At 68.9% G+C, this 21,863-nt stretch carries 18 protein-coding genes; 6 read left to right on the forward strand and 12 right to left on the reverse strand.

Annotated elements, in window-relative coordinates:
* Nucleotides 1-26: 26 nt before the first annotated feature.
* The 7 genes from purM to ACHAA4_RS09820 form a co-directional block, all read right to left on the reverse strand.
* Nucleotides 27-1,214: a phosphoribosylformylglycinamidine cyclo-ligase gene (gene purM, locus ACHAA4_RS09790; protein ID WP_435773990.1), complete on the reverse strand. Its 1,188-nt coding sequence runs from the start codon at nucleotides 1,212-1,214 to the stop codon at nucleotides 27-29.
* Complete coding sequence (gene purF, locus ACHAA4_RS09795) at nucleotides 1,211-2,776, reverse strand: amidophosphoribosyltransferase (RefSeq protein ID WP_435773991.1); 1,566 nt, start codon at nucleotides 2,774-2,776, stop codon at nucleotides 1,211-1,213. Before purF ends, purM begins: the two co-directional genes overlap by 4 nt.
* On the reverse strand, nucleotides 2,763-3,086 hold the full coding sequence (locus ACHAA4_RS09800) for a hypothetical protein (protein WP_435773992.1): 324 nt from the start codon (nucleotides 3,084-3,086) through the stop codon (nucleotides 2,763-2,765). Before ACHAA4_RS09800 ends, purF begins: the two co-directional genes overlap by 14 nt.
* A 131-nt stretch (nucleotides 3,087-3,217) precedes the next feature.
* Complete coding sequence (locus tag ACHAA4_RS09805; protein WP_435773993.1) at nucleotides 3,218-3,574, reverse strand: sterol carrier family protein; 357 nt, start codon at nucleotides 3,572-3,574, stop codon at nucleotides 3,218-3,220.
* 13 nt (nucleotides 3,575-3,587) lie between these two features.
* The gene (locus ACHAA4_RS09810) at nucleotides 3,588-4,964 is read right to left on the reverse strand and encodes an NAD-dependent succinate-semialdehyde dehydrogenase (RefSeq protein ID WP_435773994.1); all 1,377 of its coding nucleotides are present in this window, start codon (nucleotides 4,962-4,964) and stop codon (nucleotides 3,588-3,590) included.
* A 175-nt stretch (nucleotides 4,965-5,139) separates the two neighbouring features.
* A complete protein-coding gene (locus tag ACHAA4_RS09815; RefSeq protein ID WP_435773995.1) occupies nucleotides 5,140-6,105 on the reverse strand; it encodes a DNA topoisomerase IB in 966 nt (321 codons plus the stop codon).
* 144 nt (nucleotides 6,106-6,249) lie between these two features.
* On the reverse strand, nucleotides 6,250-7,371 hold the full coding sequence (locus tag ACHAA4_RS09820) for an asparaginase (RefSeq protein WP_435773996.1): 1,122 nt from the start codon (nucleotides 7,369-7,371) through the stop codon (nucleotides 6,250-6,252).
* Nucleotides 7,372-7,532: 161 nt separating this feature from the next.
* Here ACHAA4_RS09820 and purD point away from each other — a divergent pair, with 161 nt between their 5' ends.
* Nucleotides 7,533-9,788: a phosphoribosylamine--glycine ligase gene (purD, locus tag ACHAA4_RS09825; protein ID WP_435773997.1), complete on the forward strand. Its 2,256-nt coding sequence runs from the start codon at nucleotides 7,533-7,535 to the stop codon at nucleotides 9,786-9,788.
* Between the two features lie 91 nt (nucleotides 9,789-9,879).
* Here the strand turns inward: purD and ACHAA4_RS09830 are convergent, their stop codons facing one another.
* A complete protein-coding gene (locus tag ACHAA4_RS09830; protein WP_435773998.1) occupies nucleotides 9,880-11,055 on the reverse strand; it encodes a MarP family serine protease in 1,176 nt (391 codons plus the stop codon).
* 233 nt (nucleotides 11,056-11,288) lie between these two features.
* Here ACHAA4_RS09830 and ACHAA4_RS09835 point away from each other — a divergent pair, with 233 nt between their 5' ends.
* Nucleotides 11,289-11,966 (forward strand): Crp/Fnr family transcriptional regulator, encoded by a 678-nt coding sequence (locus tag ACHAA4_RS09835; protein WP_435773999.1) that lies wholly within the window; start codon nucleotides 11,289-11,291, stop codon nucleotides 11,964-11,966.
* 157 nt (nucleotides 11,967-12,123) lie between these two features.
* Here the strand turns inward: ACHAA4_RS09835 and ACHAA4_RS09840 are convergent, their stop codons facing one another.
* Genes ACHAA4_RS09840 through sp36 form a run of 3 tightly spaced genes read right to left on the reverse strand, consistent with a single transcriptional unit; the run spans nucleotide 12,124 to nucleotide 14,096 of the window.
* Nucleotides 12,124-13,455, reverse strand: coding sequence for a carboxylate--amine ligase (locus ACHAA4_RS09840; protein ID WP_435774000.1), 1,332 nt, complete (start codon nucleotides 13,453-13,455; stop codon nucleotides 12,124-12,126).
* Nucleotides 13,445-13,918 carry a RidA family protein gene (locus tag ACHAA4_RS09845; protein ID WP_435774001.1) on the reverse strand — a complete coding sequence of 158 codons (474 nt, stop codon included), beginning with the start codon at nucleotides 13,916-13,918 and terminating at the stop codon, nucleotides 13,445-13,447. Before ACHAA4_RS09845 ends, ACHAA4_RS09840 begins: the two co-directional genes overlap by 11 nt.
* 10 nt (nucleotides 13,919-13,928) lie before the next feature.
* Entirely contained in the window at nucleotides 13,929-14,096 is a 168-nt protein-coding gene (sp36, locus tag ACHAA4_RS09850) for a Sp36 family protein (RefSeq protein ID WP_166645872.1), read from the reverse strand.
* Nucleotides 14,097-14,200: 104 nt separating this feature from the next.
* Here sp36 and ACHAA4_RS09855 point away from each other — a divergent pair, with 104 nt between their 5' ends.
* From ACHAA4_RS09855 to ACHAA4_RS09870, 4 genes are all read left to right on the forward strand, one after another.
* On the forward strand, nucleotides 14,201-16,534 hold the full coding sequence (locus tag ACHAA4_RS09855; protein ID WP_435774002.1) for a transglycosylase domain-containing protein: 2,334 nt from the start codon (nucleotides 14,201-14,203) through the stop codon (nucleotides 16,532-16,534).
* Between the two features lie 23 nt (nucleotides 16,535-16,557).
* On the forward strand, nucleotides 16,558-17,490 hold the full coding sequence (locus tag ACHAA4_RS09860; RefSeq protein ID WP_435774003.1) for a metallophosphoesterase: 933 nt from the start codon (nucleotides 16,558-16,560) through the stop codon (nucleotides 17,488-17,490).
* A gap of 12 nt (nucleotides 17,491-17,502) precedes the next feature.
* Nucleotides 17,503-19,386 (forward strand): ABC transporter ATP-binding protein, encoded by a 1,884-nt coding sequence (locus ACHAA4_RS09865; RefSeq protein WP_435774038.1) that lies wholly within the window; start codon nucleotides 17,503-17,505, stop codon nucleotides 19,384-19,386.
* A gap of 190 nt (nucleotides 19,387-19,576) precedes the next feature.
* Nucleotides 19,577-21,349, forward strand: coding sequence for an ABC transporter ATP-binding protein (locus ACHAA4_RS09870; RefSeq protein WP_435774039.1), 1,773 nt, complete (start codon nucleotides 19,577-19,579; stop codon nucleotides 21,347-21,349).
* 5 nt (nucleotides 21,350-21,354) lie between these two features.
* Here ACHAA4_RS09870 and aroQ read toward each other — a convergent pair whose 3' ends face one another.
* Nucleotides 21,355-21,807 carry a type II 3-dehydroquinate dehydratase gene (gene aroQ, locus ACHAA4_RS09875; RefSeq protein ID WP_435774004.1) on the reverse strand — a complete coding sequence of 151 codons (453 nt, stop codon included), beginning with the start codon at nucleotides 21,805-21,807 and terminating at the stop codon, nucleotides 21,355-21,357.
* Between the last annotated feature and the right edge of the window lie 56 nt (nucleotides 21,808-21,863).

Genomic DNA, 21,863 nt, shown 5'->3' on the forward strand with positions numbered 1-21,863 from the left:
GGCTGCGCCGAGTTCCTGCAATCGGCTCAGGCGCCGTATCTCCCGGTCAGCAACACGCCGCCGCCGTCGACGCCCTTGGCACCCTGGACGAAGTCCAGGCCGGCGTCGGCCACGCGGGGCTCCTCGGTGCTGTAGGCGCTGACCTCGCCCATCACCCAGGCGGTCTGGCCCGAGGCGGTGAGGTGAGCCACGGCGGCATCGGCCTTCTCGGCCGAGACCACGGCGATCATGCCCACGCCGAGGTTCAGCGTGCGCTCCAAGTCGGCCTGCGGGACCGAGCCGAGCCGGGCGATCAGCGAGAACACGGCGGGCCAGGACCAGGTGGAGCGGTCCACGGTGGCCATCAGGCCGGCGGGCAGCACGCGCGCCAGGTTGGCCGCGAGTCCGCCGCCGGTGACGTGGCTGAAGCCGCGCACCGGGGCGTTGGGAGATATCTCGGCCTCGGCTGGGTCGCCGTTGAGCGCGGTGACCAGGTCCAGGCAGGGCCTGGTGTAGAGCCGGGTGGGTTCCAGCAGCTCCTGGCCCAGGGTGCGGCCGAACTCCTCGACTTCGCGCTCGTAGCCCCAGCCGGCGGAGGAGACCACGCGGCGGACCAGCGAGTAGCCGTTGGAGTGGATGCCGGAGGAGGCCATGCCGATGATCACGTCGCCGGCGCGGACCCGCTCCGGGCCCAGCACGGCGGAGGCGTCCACCACGCCGGTGGCTGCGCCTGCGACGTCGTACTCGTCCTCGGCCAGCAGACCGGGGTGTTCGGCGGTCTCCCCTCCGACCAGGGCGGTGCCGGTCTCGGCGGCGGCCTTGGCGATGCCGGAGACCACCGCGGCGATGCGGGCGGGCTCGACCTTGCCGGTGGCGATGTAGTCGGTCATGAACAGCGGCTTGGCGCCCATGACCACGATGTCGTCGACGACCATCCCGACCAGGTCGAAGCCGATGGTGTCGTGGATGTCCATGGCCTGGGCGATGGCCACCTTGGTGCCGACTCCGTCGGTGGAGGTGGCCAGCAGCGGGCGAGGCAGGCGCTTGAGCTCGGACGCGTCGTAGAGCCCGGCGAAGCCGCCCACACCGCCGATGACCTGGGGCGTGTGCGTGGCCTCGATGTGGGCCTTCATCAGCTCCACGGCGCGGTCACCGGCTTCGACGTCGACTCCGGCGGAGGCATAGGTGATCGGGGCGCCGGAGCGTGCTGCGGCGCTGGTGTTCTCAGTGGTCACTTCTTGGCCTCCGCGAGGGGGATCTCGTCGAGTTCGAATTCGGCATCGGGTCCTGGATCGCAGCCGCCGCCGGGGTTCTGCGTGGAACCGGCGGTGGTGGCGGGCGTCTCCAGCAGCATCTTCCCGCGGCGGCTCTCCGGGGGAAGCTTGATCGGGTAGACCCCGGAGAAGCAGGCGGTGCACAGGGTGGAGCGCGGCTGCTGGGTGGCGGCGATCATCCCGTCCTCGGAGATGTAGGCCAGCGAGTCGGCGCCCACCGCCTGGGTGATCTCGTCCATGGTGGCGCCGTTGGCGATCAGCTCGGCCCGGGAGGCGAAGTCGATGCCGTAGAAGCAGGGCCACTTCACCGGTGGGGAGGAGATCTTCACGTGGATCTCGGCGGCGCCGGCCTCCTTGAGCATCCGCACGATGGCGCGCTGGGTGTTGCCGCGCACGATCGAGTCGTCCACGACCACCACCCGCTTGCCGCGGACCACGTGGTCCTGGACGTTGAGCTTGAGCCGGATCCCGAGCTGACGCAGCGTCTGCGAGGGCTCGATGAAGGTCCGCCCGACATAGGCGTTCTTGATGAACCCCTGCGCGAAGGGCAATCCGGAGGCCTCGGCGTAGCCCACTGCGGCCGGGGTCCCGGATTCGGGGACCGGGATGACGATGTCGGCGTCGTGGGTGTCCTCGCGGGCCAGCTGACGGCCCATCTCGACGCGGGACTCATAGACGGAGCGGCCGTTGATGTTGGCGTCCGGGCGGGCCAGGTAGACATATTCGAAGACGCAGCGCGAGGGGGTGGCGGCGGAGAAGCGGTGCGAGCGCACGCCGTCGGAGTCGATGGCGATCAGCTCGCCGGGCTCGATCTCGCGGATCACCGAGGCGCCCACGGTGGCCAGCGCCGACTGCTCGGAGGCCACGACCCAGCCGCTGGCCAGGCGTCCCAGCACCAGCGGGCGCACCCCGTGCGGGTCGCGGGCGGCGTAGAGCGTGTTCTCGTTCATGAAGACCAGGCAGAACGCGCCCTCGAGTGTGGGCAGCAGGGCCATCGCCTGCGCTTCGAGGCTGTCCCCGGGCTGTTCCTTCAGCAGCGCGGTCACCAGCGCGGTGTCGGTGGTGTTGCCCTGGTTCAGCTCGCCGAAGTCGGCGCGCCCGTGGCGTTCGATGATGCGGTCGCGAAGGTCCGCGGAATTGGTCAGGTTGCCGTTGTGGCCCAGCGCGACGGTGCCGTGCGGGGTGTCCCCGAGGGTGGGCTGGGCGTTGGACCACTGGCTGGCGCCGGTGGTGGAGTAGCGGCAGTGCCCGACGGCGATGTGCCCGGTCAGCGAGTTCAGCGTGGACTCGTCGAAGACCTGGGAAACCAGGCCGAGGTCCTTGTACACCCGAATGCTCTTGCCGTCGGAGGCGGCGATCCCGGCAGACTCCTGGCCGCGGTGCTGCAGCGCGTAGAGCCCGTAGTAGGCCAGTTTCGAGACTTCCTCCCCGGGAGCCCAGACGCCGAAGACCCCGCATTCATCCTGGGGCAGCGGGTCCTCGTCGAGAAGATTGAAGTTCAGCCGACCATCATTCCGGGTCATGCGCAGAGGTCCTCTCTGCAGAGTCGATCTTCTGCAGGTCGTAAGTGCGGGTGCGCTTCCGAGAGCGCCAGTCGATGAACAGCCAGGTCACAGCGCCCAGGGCGAGCCCGGGCATCGCGAAGGCGACGGTGAGATATCCCAGCGAGCCGCGGAGCGAATAGTCCTCGGCGGGGCCGGTGACCAGTACGACGACGACGGCGGCCACCACGGCCGCGAGCACACCTGCGATGAGGAAGGGGCTCAGCCGGGGGGTGGGACGAACGGTCACCTGCCGACGCTCCGGCTCGCCCGTCTGCTCGCGTGAAGACATATCCACCATGCTACCGGCCCAGCCTGGGTGCCGGGCACGTGGGAGCTGGTGCTCAGCGGTCACGTCGACAGGTTCGCGGACGAGTGCCTGGTGAGGGCGGATATGAGTAGAGCTGCTGCGGGCGGTGCGGGTCACCGCTGCAGCGGGAGCAGCGCTGAGAGGTCCGCGCGGGTGCCCGAGGCGGAGATCCGCCCGGCGGCTCGCGCGGTCTCCCAGTCGGTGGCTCCGGTGGCGAGCTGAAGCCAGTCCTGCGGGGCGAGCTCGACCACGTTCGGGGGAGTGCCCCGGGAGTGGGAGAGACCTTCGATGCACTGGGTCACCCCGAAGGGCGGGACCCGGACCTCCACCGAGTTGCCCGGGGCGACCTCGGCGAGCTCCTCGAGGTAGTACCGCACAGCAGTGGCCACGGTCCGGCGGTCAGAGTCTCCTGACTCCCACCCGCGGACCGCGGCCCTGCCGTCGTCGGCGGTGATGCGACGTCGTGCCATGTTCAGCTGCTCATCATCCGGCGATCTTGACCAGGCGCTTGTTGACGAACTCCGCCATGCCGTAGGGGCCCAGCTCGCGGCCGACGCCGGAGCGCTTCACGCCGCCGAAGGGAAGCTCGGCGGAGGTGCCGGCCGGCTCGTTGATGAAGATCATGCCGGTGTGGATCTGCTCGCCGACCCGCTGGCCGTGCTCGACGTCGGTGGCGAACACCGAGGCGGAGAGCCCGTACTGGGTGTCGTTGGCCAGCTTCACGGCCTCGTCCTCATCGGCGACCTTGTAGACCATGGCCACCGGTCCGAAGAGCTCCTCGCCGTAGGCGCGCATCTCCGGGGTGATCCCGGTCAGCAGGGTGGGCTGGTACCAGGCGCCCCCGCGCTGATCGAAGTCGCCGCCCAGGTGCAGGGTGGCGCCCTTCTCCACGGCGTCCTGGACCTGCTCGTGCAGATCCTCGGCGGCCTGGACCGAGGACATCGGGCCGATGAAGGCCTCCTCGGAGAGCGGGTCGAGCAGCTCGATCTCTGAGAGCGCCTGCTGGAACTGCTCGAGGAACTCGTCGTAGAACTCTGCCGGGACGATCACGCGCTTGGCAGCGTTGCAGGCCTGTCCGGCGTTGGCCATCCGGCCCTGCACCGCGCCCTTGACCGCGGCGGGCAGGATCTCGCGGTCGAGGACCAGCAGCGGGTCATTGCCGCCGAGCTCCAGCACGACCTTCTTGAGGTTCTCGCCCGCGGACGCTGCGACCTTGGTGCCGGCCCGCTCGGAGCCGGTCAGTGAGATGCCTGCGACGCGGGGGTCCGGAATCACGATGTCGGCGATCTGCCCGCTGGAGGCATACACGTTGGTGTAGGCGTGCTGCGGGAAGCCGGCGTCGCGGAAGATCTGCTCCATCGCGGCGGCGGACTCGGGGCACTGGGAGGCGTGCTTGAGCATGATCGTGTTGCCGATCATCAGGTTCGGCACCGCGAAGCGAGCCACCTGGTAGTACGGGAAGTTCCAGGGCATGATCCCCAGCAGCACGCCGTAGGGGCGGCTCTGCATGACGGCGCTGCCGTCAGGGGCATCGGTGATCGGCTCGTCGGCGAGGAACTCGGCGCCGTGATCGGCGTAGTAGCGGAAGATCGAGATCACGATGTCGAGCTCGGAGCGGGCCTGCTTCATCGGCTTGCCCATCTCGCGGGTGATGATCGTGGCCAGCTCGTCCTTGCGCTCTTCGTAGATCGCTGCTGCGCGGCGGAGCAGATCGGCGCGCTCGGAGAGCTCGGTCTGTGACCAGCTGGTGAAGGTCTCAGCTGCGTGATCGAGCGTCGCGCTCAGCTGATCGTCGGTGAGGGTGGCGAATTCCGCCTCGACCTCGCCGGTGGCTGGGTTGGTGACTTTGTAGTCGGCCATGGAAATCTATGCCTCGCTTATCAGTGGTCGAAAAGGACCTGTCCGCCCAAGCGGGCGACTCCTCGACGCTATGACCCCAGGGGGTCTCGCACAAGCTGATCAGGCCCTGAGTCGGGCAGTTCACCGATGCGCGAAACCGGGCCGATGTGTGGAATAAAAACCATGGTTGGTGCTGTCACCTGGTGAGCAGCAACGAACGCAGCGCGGATTCCGGTGCGCGGGAGGTGTCCAGCAGCTGCCCGCTGCGGTACCGGGCGAACACCCGAGGGTCGATGTAGGAGCTGCGCGCGACCGCAGGCGTGTTGCCGAGCCCCTCTGCGACGGCGGCAGTGGCCTCTCGTTCGGCCCGGTCCCGTTCTCGCTTGGTGCTGCCGACCCCGATCTCGGCCAGGGTCTGCGCCGCGATGATCGTGCCGCGCAGGGTGCGGAAGTCCTTGGCGGTGAACTCTCCACCGGTGAGCTCCCGGACGTAGCGGTTGACCAGCTGAGGGGACACGGCCATCCGTCGTCGTCCCTCCTTCCAGGCCAAGAGCGGGGCGCGCTGGCCTGCCGCGGCCAGCGCGGTGATCGAGAGGAGAAGGTCCGGGTCCTCCACCACGATGGACTGACGCTGGCCGGACTTTCCGGGGAAGCTGAACGAGATCCGGGTCTCCTCGATGCTGACATGCCGGCACTGCAGGGTGGTCAGCCCACGGCTGCCGGTGCGGGCCAGGTGCCGCTTGGAGCCCACCCGCAGCGCCGAGACGTCCAGGAGTCGGAATGGCGTGGCCAGCACCCGATCCCGGTCCACGGTCTCGGCACGCAGCGCGAGCGTGACCTTGGCGCGCGCTCGAGGCAGCGCCGAGGCCAAGGTGAGCGCTTTGGCGTACTTCCCTCGGTCTCGGCGCGAGGTCCAGTCGGGATGGTAGAGGTACTGGCGGCGCCCTGAGACATCGGTGCCCACGGCTTGGACATGACCATGGGGCAGCGAACAGATCCAGACCTCGGTCCAGGCCGGCGGGATCACCAGGGCCTCGATCCGCTCGAGGTCAGCAGGGTCAAGCGGCTCGCCGGAGCTGGTGCGGTAGCCGAGGCCCGACTCCTCCACGACGCGCTCGATCCCGGGATCCTTCGCGGGCATCACCCGTTTCAGCCGTGGCACGTCAGGCCCCTCCTCAGTCGCGCGTCGTCATAGGCTGCCCGTGGAGCGGGGCGACGAACGCGGTCCTCGTTGGACGGCATCAACCTGAATGTCAGCTACAAGGGGCATGAGCAGCCTGAACTCCCGCAGTCGGGAGGAGGCGCCTCAGAGCCGGTCGAGCAGCGCCGGTGCCAGCCGGATGCTGCCCACCTGCTCGGCGCCCGCCCCGCCGGTGATCGGCTTGACGATCTTGCGCAGCACCGGGCCCAGAGCTTCGACGTCGATCACGCCACGGGCCGCGAGCAGACTCAGCGCGACCAGGTTCGTGGCGCGGGAGGAGCCGTCGAGCACCTTGACCGCGACGGCGGTGCCGTCCGGGGTGCCCACCACGAGGACGCCCTCGGCGCCGAGCTTTGCGGTCAGGCCCAGCTCCTCGAGCACCACGGTGTTGGCCTCACCGCGGCCGTGCACCGCCCAGGGGTAGTCCAGCATCGCCTGGTTCACGGTGAAGGCGTGGACCTCGGCGTCGCGCCGCGAGGTGGAGGCGGCCAGCTTGGAGAACCCGCGCGCCAGCCCGGTGAGCGAGAGCGCCGGAGCCGGTGCCCCGCAGCCGTCGACGCCGACCACGGTCGGCTCCTCGCCGCAGTACTCGGTGATCACGTCCATGATCACCTTCTGGAGCGGGTGTGAGCGCTCCAGATAGGTGTTGAGCCGCCAGCCGTTGGTCCGCGTGGCGGCGAGGAACGCGCCGTGCTTCCCGGAGCAGTTGAAGGCCAGCGGCGTCTCGGTCTTGCCGGCCTCGAGGTGTACGCGCAGGTCATGGTTGCGGGCGGGCCAGGCCGCCGGGCACTTCAGCGCCGACTCATCCAGCCCCTCAGCGGCGAGGATGCTCGCGGCGAGCTCCTGGTGCTTGCGCGAGCCCACATGGGACCCGCAGGCCAGAGCGACTGCCTCCGGGGAGATCAGCGCGCCGGAGCGCAGCGAGGCGATGGCCTGGAATGGCTTCAGCGTGGAGCGCGGGAACATCAGCCGCTCGGGAGCGCCGATGGACTCGAGCACCGCGCCGTCGGGGCCTACCAGCACCGCGGATCCGATGTGCCGGGACTCCACGACGCCGGCGCGGGTCACCACGGCCAGCTCAGCGGATTCCGCGACCGAGGCGGCCTGCAGCTCTGGCTGGGCAGCGGAATCGGCAGCTGAACCGGCAGGGGAGCCGGAGGAGGATTCAGCGGATCCGGGGAGGGACGGCACCGAGGGTGCTTCGGCAGAGCGGCGAGCAGCAGTCATGGGCTCAGTCTACGGAACTGGATGCGCTGCGGCCGTGGCGGAGCTGGGGCCGCGGCCGCGGAGCAGGGGTGGCGGAGCTGGGCACCTGGCAAGCGGGGGCCATGTCGAACCAGCGGCCATGTCGGACCAACGGCCGCGCGCCGTTCGATAGGCTGAGCGGCGTGAAGGTACTTGTAGTCGGCCCCGGAGGCCGCGAGCACGCCATCGTCCGAGCACTGCTGCGTGATGAAGCAGTCACCACCGTCGAGGCCGCGCCGGGCAACGCCGGCATCGCGGCGCAGGTCCGGTGCCACAGCGTCGACGCCCAGGACCCGGCCGCGGTCGCCGCGCTCGCCGTCGCCGGAGGCTTCGACCTGGTGGTCATCGGTCCCGAGGCGCCGCTGGCCGCAGGAGTCGCAGACGCGGTCCGCGAGGCCGGGATCCCCGCCTTCGGACCCTCCGCCGCCGCAGCCCGGCTGGAAGCCTCGAAGGCCTTCGCCAAAGAGATCATGGCGGCCGCCCAGGTCCCCACCGCCGGAGCGGTGCACGTCAGCGATCTCGCCGGGGCGCAGGCTGCCGTCGAGGAGTTCGGCGCGCCCTACGTCATCAAGGACGATGGGCTCGCCGCCGGCAAAGGCGTGGTGGTCACCGAGGACCGCGCCGAAGCACTCGCCCACGCCCAGGCCTGCTTCGCCGCCGGCGGCACCGTGGTCATCGAGGAGTTCCTCGACGGACCCGAGGTCTCGCTCTTCGTCCTCTCCGACGGGGTCAACCTGGTGCCCCTCTCCCCGGCACAGGACTTCAAACGCATCTTCAACGACGACGCCGGCCCCAACACCGGCGGCATGGGCGCCTACACCCCGCTGGACTGGTTGACCGGCTACACCGAGACCGACGCCGCGGGAGTCGAGCGCGACTTCGTGCAGATCGTGGTGGACACCGTCGCCGCCCCGACCCTGGCCGAGATGTCCCGCCGCGGCACCCCCTTCGTCGGGGTGCTCTACTGCGGCCTGGCGGTCACCTCCCGGGGCGTGCGGGTCATCGAGTTCAACGCCCGTTTCGGCGACCCCGAGACCCAGGCCGTGCTCGAACGCCTGGCAACCCCGCTGGGTCAGCTGCTGCTGGACTGCTCCACCGGATCGCTCGGCCCGGCGCGCACCCTCGAGTGGGCGCAGGGCTACGCAGCCGACGTCGTGATGGCCGCCGAGAACTACCCGGAGTCCCCGCGCAAGGGTGACGTGATCGCTGGGACCGCGCAGGCCGAGAACCTCGACGGCGTGGCAGTGCTGCACGCCGGCACCGCCGCCGACGACCAGGGCCGGCTGGTCACCAGCGGAGGGCGGGTGCTCGCCGTCGTCGGCACCGGCGCCTCGCTGGCCGACGCCGTGCAGCGCGCCTACGCCGGAGTGCATGAGATCTCCTGGCCCGGCGAGCAGCACCGCACCGACATCGCCGCCAAGGCGCTCGCCGGAGAGATCCGGCTCGGCGCCGAGACGCCGGATGCCGAGATGCCGGCGGATGCAGAGATGCCGCTCCACGGCGCGACCGTCGAGGAGCTGCCCGGCTGGGTGCACGTGTCCTCCGGGAAGGTCCGCGAGCTCTACCGGCCCGCACCGGGGTCTCCCTGGGACGGTCAGGACGTGGTCCTGATGGTCGCCAGCGACCGGATCAGCGCCTACGACCATGTGCTGAGCAGTCCCATCCCGGACAAGGGCATCATCCTGACCCAGCTGAGCCTGTGGTGGTTCGACCAGCTCGAGGCCGCGGGGATCTCCCACCACGTGGTTTCGGTCGAGGTGCCCGAGGCCGTGGCCGGTCGCGCGATGATCTGCCGGAACCTGCAGATGGTCGAGGCCGAGTGCATCGCGCGCGGCTACCTCACCGGGTCCGGGCTGGCCGAGTACCGGCAGACCGGCACGGTGACCGGACTGGTGCTGCCGGAGGGTCTCACCGACGGTTCCCAGCTGCCTGAGCCGATCTTCACCCCATCTTCGAAGGCCGCGCAGGGCGACCATGATGAGAACATCAGCTTCGAGACGCTCACCGAGAACGTCGGTGCGGAGCTGGCGGTCCGGCTGCGCGAGGCCACGCTGCGGATCTACGTCCTCGCGGAGGAGATCTGCCGGGACGCCGGAGTGATCCTGGCCGACACCAAGCTCGAGTTCGGCTTCGACCCGGCCGGTGCGCTCACCGTGGCCGATGAGGTCCTCACTCCGGACTCCTCCCGCTTCTGGCCCGCCGAGAGCTGGGAGCCCGGCGCGGCGCAGCCCTCCTTCGACAAGCAGTTCGTCCGTGACTGGCTGACCTCGGCCGAATCCGGCTGGGACCGCAGCTCAGACCAGGCGCCGCCGGTGCTGCCGCCGGAGGTCGTCGAGGCCACGCGTCAGCGCTATCTGGACGCCTACCAGCGCCTCACCGGCACCGAGCTGCTCCTCTAGCCGCTCGGCCCTTCGGTCAAAAAATCGTAGGGCTGTCGGGAATCGTCGGGCTAGAGCTCTACGATTTCGCAACAGCTCTACGATTTTTTGACTAGCGGTCGGTGCACTGGCCGGTGGAGACGGTCTCGGAGTAGCGGTCCGGGTCGGTGAGCACGTCCCCGGCCTGGTCCGCGGTGATCGCGAAGCCGACGTTGCTGCCCTCCACGGCGCGGGCGAAGACGACGCCTGCCACGTCCCCTGAGGTGTCGATCAGCGGTCCGCCCGAGTTGCCCTGCTGGACGTCGGCGCCGAGCTGGAAGATCTCCAGCGAGGTCGGGGAGCTGCCGTAGATGTTGTTGACCTGGGAGACGTCCTGCGCCTGCACCACTGCGCTGCCTGCGGAGAACGGGCCGCCGGCGGGGTAGCCCATCACGTAGCCGGAATCCCCGACGTCGACCCCTTCGCTGATCTCCAGCGGTGCCACATCCAGGCCGTCCACGGCGATCAGGGCGAGGTCCGAGGCCGGGTCGAAGTGCACGGCACGGCCGGTGAGCACCTCGCCGTCGGGCATCTCCACCGCAGGCTCGGCGACCCCGGCGATCACGTGAGCGTTGGTCAGCACCCGGGTGGGGGAGACGGCGAACCCTGAGCCCGACTGGGACTGCCCGCACTGCTCGGCGACACCGGTGATCCGGCCCACCGAGGCGGCGGACGCGAGGCCGGCGTCGTTGAGGTCCTGGTCCTCCGGCAGCTCTGCGGGCTCGGGGACCAGCCGTGCGATCTCCGGGATGTCGGAGTCCAGCACCGCCGAGCGGACCTGAGCGAACCAGGACTCAGCCTGTTCGGGCACAGCGGAATCGATGGTGGTCAGCACGGTGGACTGCTTCATCGCCTGGTTCACCGTCGGGAAGCCCATGGCGGAGATCGAGAAGGACAGCAGCGCGATGACGAACATCGCGACCACCACGTTGGCCACGCCGCCCACCAGGGAGCTCAGGCCCCGGACCGCGCGGGAGTTGAACATCCGCTGGACCTCGGCCCCTGCGGCGGCGCCGAGTCCGTGCCCGGCGGCCACCAGGACGACGGCGGCCGCGATCACCGCGACCACCCGCCACAGCGGGTCAGGCACCCACGAGGCGACCAGAGGGATCGCAAAGAAGGCTGCCGTGGCGCCGACCAGGAATCCGAACACTCCGCCGAGGGTGGCCCAGACGCCCTTGCGCAGACCGGAGATGAGGAAGCCGAGGAGCACCACCACCAGGATCACGTCGAGTGCGATGCTTCCCATGGGTGGCGGGCTCCTTAAGGCTTATGGTGGTCCGTCGCGCGACGGCGCGCCGCTGCGGTCGGCGGGACCGCTCGGAGCTGCTGCGCCGAGTGCTAGGACGGCGAAATTGCTCCACAAAGAATGACATAGAATCCTTCGCCGCTTGCTGAACGTTTCCGCACGTCGAGGCGAACTGGTAACTTCTAATCAACGAGACTCTGTTATCTCACACATCCAGGAAGAACGGATCGCCCATGGATCTTGAAGTACTGCGCCGCGCACCGCTGTTCGCCACGCTCGACGACGACGTCTTCAGCGCCCTCATCAAAGAGCTGACCGAAGTTGATCTCTCCCGCGGGTCGTCTGTCTTCCACGAGGGCGACCAGGGTGATCAGCTGTACTTCATCATCTCCGGGAAGATCAAGCTGGGGCGCACCACCCCCGACGGTCGCGAGAACCTGCTGGCCGTGCTCGGCCCGGGCGAGATCTTCGGCGAGATGGCTCTGTTCAACCCTGCGCCACGGACCGCAACGGCCACCGCCGTCTCGGAGACCCGGCTGGCCGGCCTGCGCCACGACAGCCTGCGCAACGTCATCACCACCAACCCCGAGGTCTCGGTCCAGCTGCTCCAGGCCCTCGCCAAGCGACTGACCCGCACCAACGAGTCCCTTGCGGACCTGGTGTTCTCGGACGTCCCCGGACGTGTCGCCAAGGCGCTGCTGGACCTGGCTGACCGCTTCGGCCGCCCGGCTCCCGACGGCGTGCTCGTGGCTCACGAGCTCACCCAGGAGGAGCTGGCCCAGCTGGTCGGCGCCTCCCGCGAGACCGTGAACAAGGCGCTGGCCGAGTTCGTGCAGCGCGGCTGGCTGCGCCTCGAGGCGCGCGCCGTCGTGATCCTGGACATCCAGCGGATCCGCCAGCGCTCCCGCTGATCTGAGCCCGCTGGTCCTGACCAGCATTGAGTACAGACACAGAAGGAGCGCCCGGCGAACTGCCGGGCGCTCCTTCTGTGTGTGCGGCCGTCCACAGCATGGCTGCGCCGGTCGCCCGCGGAGCGCCCGCGGGGATGCGCTGCGGTGACCAGGGAGGCTACTCCCCGGTGACGGCCGAGGGCGGGTAGAACCGCAGGAACTTGCGCACCAGCGAGGCCTGCGCGGCGAGCAGCAGCGCGACCCGGCGCGGACTGCGGTCGGCCGCGTAGAAGAACGGGTTTCGCGCACCGCCTGAGCGGAGGATCCGCTGGATCTTCCGTCGTCGTTCCGGGTCAGAGACGTAGCGTCCGGCCAGCCAGCCCGGCAGCACGGTGTAGACCGTCTCCTGCTGGTCCTCCACGCGCGACGTTCCGCCGTCGGCCGAGAGCTCGCCACGGATGAAGTCCTTCACGTAGTACTCCACCGGGTTGTTGCCCGCACCGGTGATGTAGTAGCTGGAGCGGCCCAGCCGCGGGTTGAGCTCGAAGAACTTGGTCTTGCCGTCGCGCGGGTCGAATTTCAGGTCAAAGTTCGCGTAGCCCACCCAGTTCAGCTCGGTGAGCAGCTTCTGCGCCTGATCCACGGCCTCGGAGTTCTTCGTCGTGAGGATCACCGAGGGGTTGCCCAGTGCGGCGGGGGAGTGATCCTCCACCACAGTCTCGCCCCAGGAGGCGAAGCGGATCCGCGAGTTCTGATCGGCGTAGCAGGTGAGCACCCGCATGTTCTGGTCATCGCCCGGGACCTCCTCCTGCACCACGAAGCTCGCGCGGTACCCGGCGGCGTGGACCTTGCCGAAGAGCTCCGCGAGCTCCCCGGGGGTCTGCACCCGGTGCACCTTGTGCTTGCCCTCGAACTCGGTCCAGTACCAGGCGGTCACATCGGCCGGCTTCGCCCAGACGGGGAAGCTGAGATCCAGCGGGAGCTGGGTGTCCGGCGCGGCGCTGAAGTCCACCACTCGGGTGACCGGGTGGTCCACGCCGAGCTTCTCGGCCAGCGCCGTGAAGTTGTCCTTGACCGTGGCGGCATCGAAACGGGCCCGGTCGACATAGGGCACGACGACGTCGTCGCCCAGGTCCTCCGGGTGAGCCTCACGCAGCTCGATGATCGCCTGCACGGTGGAGTCGATCGCGCCCAGCAGCAGGATCGGGATCCCCTGATCACGAAGTCGCCGAACGGGGGCGAGGTTCAGCCCGGTGCGCACGTGCTCCATCACGGTGCCGTTCTCGATCTCCAGGTGCGTGATGATCTTCGAATGCTTGATCATCCACATCTGGTGCTTCGAGAGCACCAGCGAGGTGATGCCGTAGGCCTCGTGGAAGGCCCGGGCGGCGCCGTAGGCTCCGGCGTCGCCGCCGATGATCACCGGCGCGAAGCCGACCTCCGCCCAGCGGCGCTCCTGCTCCTGCCACCGTCGGTCCTGGGTCAGGACTGCGGAGGGCTCAGCGGACATGGGCGATGAGGTCGACTTCCACCGGAGTGTCCAGCGGCAGCACGGGCACGCCCACAGCGCTGCGCGCGTGCTGTCCGGCGTCGCCGAAGGCCGCGCCGAGAAGCTCCGAGGCGCCGTTGAGCACCTTGGGCTGACCGGTGAAGCTCGGGACTGAGGCGACGAAGCCGCCGACCTTCGCGATGCGGGTGATGCGATCGAGATCGCCCACAGCAGACTTCAGCGCGCCGATGCAGTTCAGTGCGCACTGGCGTGCAAGCTCATAGGCCTGCTCCTCGGTGACCTCCGCGCCGACCTTGCCCGTCAGCGGCAGGGCTCCATCGACGAAGGGCAGCTGTCCGGAGACATAGACCACGCCGTCGGCGATGACCGCCGGCTGATACGACGCGACCGGGGGGACCACCTCGGGGACGCTCAGACCGAGTTCGGCCAGGCGCGCTTCAACTGCAGAGATCTGCTCAGCCATATCGCCTGGCTCAGTTCCGCGGACGCTTGAGGTAGGCGACGGGGGCGTTGCCCTCCGGGCCGGGCAGCACGGTGACTAGCTCCCAGCCGTCCTCGCCCCACTGGTCAAGGATGCCCTTGGTGTTGTGGATGATCAGCGGAATCGTGGCGTATTCCCATTGGGTCTCAGATGCACTCATATCCTCAGACTAACGGACGCTCGCCGGGACCAAGAAGAGTCCGCCCGGATGCGCGCGACGTCACCTCCCGCGACCGGTTTGTCCTTGCCGGTAAGATGAAGCCTATGGCGTCGCGTAAATCTCCCCTGTTTGATACTGCCACCACGGTCGGCAAGATCATGTCCTTCCTGGGCGTGAGTGCTCTGTGCGGCCTGCTGGCAGCAGGGTTGATCTTCCCGCTCGCGGCCTCCGGCGGTGCTGCCGCGTCCGCCGGCACGGAGATCCTCGAGGACATCCCCGCCGAGCTGGCGGAGGAGCCGCTGAGCGTGCCCTCCCACATCTATGCCTCTGACGGCACCGAGCTGGCGACCTTCTACGCCGAGAACCGGCAGCCGGTGGCCCTGGAGGACATCTCCCAGGAGATGATCGACGCCATCATCGCCATCGAGGACGAGCGCTTCTACGAGCATGGCGGTGTCGATCCCCGAGGCCTCTCCCGCGCGCTGGTGCACAACGCCACCTCCGACTCCCAGCAGGGCGCCTCGACGATCACCCAGCAGTACGTGAACAACATGCTGATCAACGCGGTGGTCCTCACCGGTGAGGGCCGGCTTACCATCTCCGGCACCGGCCAGAAGACCTACGCCGACAAGCTGCGGGAGATGAAGCTCGCGGTCGCCGTCGAGCAGGAGATGACCAAGGACGAGATCCTGGAGGGCTACCTGAACATCGTTCTCCTCGGAGGCCAGACCTACGGTGTGGAGGCCGCGGCCCAGTACTACTGGGGCATCCCGGCGTCGGAGCTGAACGCGGCTCAGTCCGCGGTCCTGGCCGGCATGGTGCAGTCGCCCAACGGCTATAACCCCGAGGTCAACCCGGAGGCGTCCCAGGGCCGTCGCGACGTGGTGCTCGGCGCCATGCTCAATGAAGACGTGATCACCCAGGAAGAGTACGACGAGGCCGTCGGCTCGGGACTCGGGCTGGACATCAACCGCGAAGAGGTCGGCTGCGTCTCGGCAAGCATGGCCCCGTACTTCTGTGACTACGTGCGCCGCGAGATCCTCGCCAGCGACACCTTCGGCCCCGACGAGGCGGCCCGTGCAGAGCTGCTGGATCGCGGCGGGCTCCGCATCACGACCACCCTGGATCCAGATGCGCAGACCGTGGCGCAGGACGAGGTCGAGTCCACAGTTCCCGTGACAGACGAGTCCGGAGCGGCAGCGACGCTGACCTCAGTGGAGCCCGGCACCGGCAACATCCTCTCCATGGCGCAGAATCGTGTTTTCGACCCCGACACCTCGCAGCAGGGGCGCACCACGCTGAACTACAACGTTGGCTCCGACGCCGGAGGCGGCGGTGGTTTCCAGGCGGGCTCCTCGTTGAAGCCCTTCGTCGTCGCGGCCTGGATCGAGGAGGGTGGTGAGACCGACGACGTCGTCGACGCCTCCGTGGCCGAGTGGGCCGACACGGAGCGGTGGGAGGCCAGCTGTCTCGAGCGCGGCTACACCACCGCTGAAGATGTCTGGGACGTCTCGAACGTCGAAGAAGACTCCAACCGGCGGATGACGATCGACTACGGCATGTATTTCTCCGTCAACACCGCGACGCTGGCCACCGCAGCCGAGATGGATCTCTGCGCGATCACCGACGTCACGGACCGGCTCGGCATCCGAACGGCAAACGACAATGAGGGCCTCTCGCCCGCCAACCCCGCTTTCGTCTTGGGTTCCGGGGGACTCTCTCCGCTGACCCAGGCGGCGGCCTACGCAACGTTCGCCGACGACGGGAACTTCTGCGAGCCGCGCGCCATCCTCGAGGTCACCGACACCCGCGGCAACGAGTACGACGTCCCCGAGGCCGATTGCGAGCAGGTCATCGACGAGGACGTGGTCGCGCAGGTCAACGACACCACCATCAATATCGCGGAGGGCACGGTCGCCGCGGGAGATCCTCCCTTCCCAATGGCCGGGAAGACCGGAACCAACGATTTCGCCTCCTCGACCTGGTTCGTCGGCTACTCCTCGGGCGTCGCTACCGCCAGCTGGGTGGGCAATACCGAGAGGGTCGGCCCGGGGCAGGGCTATAACAACAACAGGGTGGCGGTCAATGGGCAGCGCTATGAGGATTTCTACGGGTCCACGCTGGCGGCCCCGATGTGGCTCGACTACATGACCGCCGTGGGCGAAGAGTATGACACCTCCGACTTCCGCGAGGCCGATGACTCTCCCTACGAGGACCGGCGCGACCTGGCACGCTACCGCGACGGTGGCACGGTGTCCGAGGGCGACGACCCCGACACCGGGGACGCCGTGGACAGCCCTGAGTCCGGCGACCGCAACGGTGGAGATTCCAACAACGACGGCAACAACACCGGTGGCAACAGCGGCAACAACAACAGCAACAACAACACGGGTGGCGGCAACGGTGGCAACACCGGTTCTGACGGAGACGACGACTGAGCGCCTCGACCTCGCTGAAGGTGGTGGGTCTGGGGGTCACTGACTTCCGGATCCGCTACGTCGGCGTGCCACTTCGCGCGGGGGCAGGGCTTCGGATCCTGCACATCTCCGACATCCACTACGTCCCGGGACAGCGGAAGAAGTTCGCCTGGCTGCAGTCGCTGGCCGAGCTCAAGCCCGACCTGGTCATCAACACCGGGGACAATCTCTCGGACCCCGACGCCGTGGGCGAGGTGCTCGAGGCCCTGGAGCCGCTGCGGCAGTTCCCCGGAGTGTTCGTCGGTGGATCCAACGACTACTTCGCGCCCACGTGGAAGAACCCGCTGCGCTACTTCCGCGGTCCCTCCAAGCTGGACGCTGAGCCTGAGGATCTGGACTGGCCGCGACTCTTCAGCGCCTTCGAGTCCAGTGGCTGGAAGAACCTGAACAACCAGACCGCGGCGATGACCGTCGCCGGACAGCCGCTGAGCTTCTCCGGGGTGGATGACCCGCATATCGGCCGCGACGACTTCCAGGGCTGGCCCGCGGACGGCAGTCGGGCGCACGCGCAAGGCTCGGCGCAGGACCGCAGTTCGGAGGTCGGTCCGCTGCGCATCGGGGTCGCCCACGCACCCGTCTCCGCCGCCCTGGACACGCTCGCCGGCAACGGCGCCGAGCTGATCCTCGCGGGCCACACCCACGGCGGACAGGTCTGCCTGCCCGGCGGCCGCGCGCTGGTCACCAACTGCGACCTGCCGCGCTCCCAGGCCAAGGGCCTGAGCTATGTGCAGGTTCCCGCGCAGCAGGTCCCCGCCGAGCAGGTGCCTGGCCGACGGCTCACGGACCCACAAGGTGAGGCTGCCCGCGAGGTCCCGCTGCACGTCTCGGCCGGCATCGGCACCTCGCGCACGGCCCCGGTCCGGCTGTTCTGTCCTCCCGAGGCCACACTGATTGAAGTTCACGACGAAACGACATAGGTTAGTTGCTTGATGCAACGAGCGGCCGGAGTCGAGACGACTGAGACACCCGAGCGCCCTCGCACGCTCTGGCAGGCCCTGGCACGACTCAGGCCCTATCTCGACGGCCTCAAGCTGCGCTGGACCCTCGGCCTGATCGCGGCGATCGGCGCCGGCGTCGTCGCGCTGTCCATCCCGCAGGTGCTCCAGGTCCTGGTGAACTCGCTGCTGGACGACGACGCGCAGGTGAGCGCCGTGTGGATGGCCGGCGCGGTGATCCTCGGACTGGGCGTGCTGGAGGCCGGACTGGTCTACCTGCGACGATTCTTCGTGATCCCGCCGGCCTCAGATGCCGAGACCTCCATGCGGACCGGGCTCTTCGACAAGCTCCAAGACCTCTCCGCCTCCTTCCACTCCGCCTGGGGTGCCGGACAGCTGCAGTCCCGCGCGATCGCTGATTTGAACCTGCTGCGTCGCTGGTTCGCCTTCGGGTCACTGATGCTGATCACCTCCGTGGTCAGCCTGCTGGTCGGATTCACCCTGATGGCCACGCTCTCGCCGCTGCTGGCGGTGGTGTTCCTCGGTGCCGCGCTGCCGATCATGGTGATCGGGCCGCGGTTCCGGCAGAAGTTCGTGCACTACTCGCGCGCCTCCCAGGACCAGGCCGGCGACGTCGCCACCAAGGTCGAGGAGTCCGTGCACGGGATCCGCGTCCTGAAGGCCTTCGGCCGCGGAGACTACGCTCTGGACGGCTTCACCGAAGAGGCCGACGAGCTGCGCGACCTCGAGGTCTCCAAGGCCCGCACCCTGGCGAAGTTCCTGATGGCCATGGTGATCCTGCCCGAGGGGATCCTCGGGCTGTGCCTGCTGATCGGGATCTGGCAGGTCGCCAACCAGGAGACCACGGGCGTGACCATCGGAGCACTCGCGGCCTTCTTCGCCACTGCCGCCGTGCTCAAGGGACCGATCGAGGGCGTGGGCATGATGCTGGGCATGACCTTCACCGCGAAGACCGCCATCGACCGGCACGCCGACGTCATGGACACCGCCACCGAGATCACCTCACCCTCCGCTCCCGTTCTCGCCCCGGAGCGCGGGGTGCTGGAGCTCGACGACGTCCACTTCCGCTACCCCGACACCAAGGCCGGGGAACGGGACTTGATCGACGGGGTCACGCTGCAGGTCAGGCCGGGTGAGACCATGGCGCTGGTCTCCGCCACCGGCGGCGGCACCTCCACGCTGCTGAACCTGATCCCCCGGCTCTACGAGGTCACCGGCGGCGCGATCCGCGTCGACGGGGTGGACGTCAAGGACTTCAGCCTGGCTGACCTGCGCTCCCGTATCGGGGTCGCCTTCGAGGATCCGATCCTGTTCTCCACCTCGGTGAAGTCCAACGTGCTGCTGGGCACCTCCCACCTGCGCGACGTCGACGATCCACAGAACCCGCACCGCGACGCCGCGCCGGCGCCGGAGGAGCTCGAAGAGGTGCTGCGTCGGACGCTGATCACCGCCGACGCCGAATTCGTCGAGACCCTGCCCGACGGCGCGGACACCCCGGTGGGGGAGGAGGGGCTGAGCCTCTCCGGCGGACAGCGTCAGCGCCTCGCGCTGGCCCGTGCCATCGCCTCCGCCCCTTCGGTGCTGCTGCTCGACGACCCGCTCTCCGCCCTGGACGTGCGCACCGAGGAGGCCGTGACCCACCGCCTGCGCGAGGTGCTGAACCGGACCACCACGCTGATCGTCGCGCACCGCCCCTCCACCGTGGCGATGGCCGACCGGGTGGCGCTGCTCGAGCACGGCCGGATCAGCGACGTCGGCACCCACTCCGAGCTGCTGCAGCGCAGTCCCGCCTACCGCGAGGTCATGAGCGCCAGCGTCCGTCCCGTCAGTGCCGAGGAGGTGCTCAGCCATGAGTGAGGCCACCAGCGAACCCCGGGGCAGGACCACGGATCAGGCGACCGGTGAGCCGCTCGGCGACGACGCGGCGGAGCTGATCGGCAGCCATGGCACCGAGTCGACCAGCGAGTCCCACGGACAGGCCACCGGCGACTCCGCCGAGGACCGCTTCTCCCACCTGCGCGGCACGGCCGGCGAGGAACAGATCCAGATGGACAAGGAGGAGCGCCAGTTCATCCGGCGCCGCTCCTGGAAGCTGCTCGTCCAGCTCTCCGTCGGGGTCCGCCGCAAGCTGCTGATCACCGCGATCTTCGTGGTGATCGCCCAGGCCGCGCAGGCCTCCATCCCGCTCATCGTCGCCTGGGCCATCGACTGGGGCCTGCCCCGGATGACCGAGGGGCAGAGCTCCGGCATGTGGCTCCCCGGCCTGTCCTACATCGCCTGCGCCGTGATCGCGGGGGTGCTGATCTTCCACTACACCCGGATGACCGCCGAAGCCTCCCAAGAGATGCTCTTCACCCTCCGCGGAGAGGTGTTCCGCAAGACCCAGGCGCTGAGCCTGGACTTCCACGAGGACTACACCTCCGGCAAGGTGATCTCCCGGCAGACCTCTGACCTGGAATCGCTGCGCGAGCTCCTCGACGGCGGGATCAACTCCCTGGTCCAGGGCATCATGTTCATGTTCTTCACTGCCGTCACCATCCTGATCATGGACTTTCAATCCGGACTCGTGCTGCTGGCGGCGCTGATCCCGATCGCCGTGCTCGGCCGCTGGTACCAGCGCAACTCCGAGGTGGCGTACCGACGGACCCGGGTCTCCTCGGCGAAGATGATCGTGCACTTCGTGGAGTCCATGACCGGCATCCGTGCCGTGCAGGCCTTCCGCCGCGAGGACTCCCGGTCCCGGCAGTACCGTCGCCTGGCGGCGGACTACCGCGAGGACATGGTGCGTTCGATCTCGCTGTTCGGGGTGCTCCAGCCCTCGCTGATGCTCATCGGCAACATCACCGTCACCGTGGTCCTGCTCTGGGGCGGATACCGGGTGCTCGAGGGCGATCTCGGCATCGGGGTGCTGGTCGCCCTGGTGCTCGCGACCAAGCGGGTCTTCCAGCCGCTGGACATGATCGCGATGTTCTACAACTCGCTGCAGTCGGCCACCGCGGCGCTGGAGAAGGTCTCCGGGCTGCTGGAGGAGAGCCCCACGGTCACCGAAGCCCATGACCCGCGCCACCTGCCCGAGGCCCGGGGAGAGCTTCAGTTCACACAGGCCTCATTCCGCTACGTCGAGGACGGCCCGGTGGTGCTCCATGCCCTGGATCTCCACATCCCCGCCGGCCAGACCGTGGCCGTGGTGGGACGCACCGGAGCCGGAAAGTCCACCCTGGCGAAGCTGCTGGCTCGGTTCTACGACGTCAGCGGCGGCTCGGTGAGCCTGGACGGGGTGGACCTGCGCGAGCTCGCCGTGGCCGATCATCACCGGCACGTGGCCATGGTGACCCAGGAGGCGTTCCTCTTCTCCGGCACCATCCGCGGCAACATCGCGCTGGGCCGCCCGGAGGCCTCCGAGCAGGAGATCATCGACGCGGCCAAGGCCGTTGGCTGCCATGACCTGATCATGGAGCTCCCCGAGGGCTACGACACCGATGTCAACAAGCGCGGCGGCAGGCTCTCGGCCGGTCAGCGTCAGCTGATCTCCTTCGCCCGCGCCTTCCTGGCCGACCCCGCCGTGCTGATCCTCGACGAGGCGACCTCATCGCTGGACCTGCCCAGTGAGGCGCTGGTGCAGCAGGGGCTCGAGCGGCTGCTGGGCAACCGCACGGCGCTGATCATCGCGCACCGGCTCTCCACGGTCGCGATCGCCGACCGGGTCCTGGTGATCGATGACGGCCGAGTGGTCGAGGACGGCGCTCCGGCCGATCTGGCGGCCCAGGGCGGGTACTACGCCAAGCTCGACGCCGCGTGGCGCAGCTCCATGGGCGCCTGAGCGGCTCAGCTCGGCTTCAGCAGCGACGCCAGATGATCGATGGCGTAGCGGTAGCCGTTGAGCCCGGCGCCGGCGATCACCGCCGCGGCGGCGGGGGAGACGTAGGAATGCCGGCGGAACTCCTCACGGGCATGCACGTTGGAGATGTGCACCTCCACCACCGGCAGGTCCACCGCGCGCAGCGCGTCCGCGATCGCCACCGAGGTGTGGGTATAGGCCGCCGGGTTGATCACGATGCCCGCGGCGCTGTCCTTCGCGGCCTGGATCGCGTCGATGATGGTGCCCTCGTGGTTGGACTGCAGCAGCTCCGCCTCGAAGCCGAGCGCGGCGGCGGCGTCGCGGCACAGCGCCTCGATGTCGGCCAGCCTGGAGGCGCCGTAGATCCCGGGCTCACGGGTCCCCAACATGTTCAGGTTGGGTCCGTTGATGATCAGCAGGCGGGGAGTCTCAGAGGGCATGCCCACAGCCTAGCGGCCCTCTGAAACCCTCACCACGCGTTGAGGGGCGGATTCCA

Source organism: Nesterenkonia maliinae (assembly GCF_051262655.1).
Taxonomy (GTDB): domain Bacteria; phylum Actinomycetota; class Actinomycetes; order Actinomycetales; family Micrococcaceae; genus Nesterenkonia.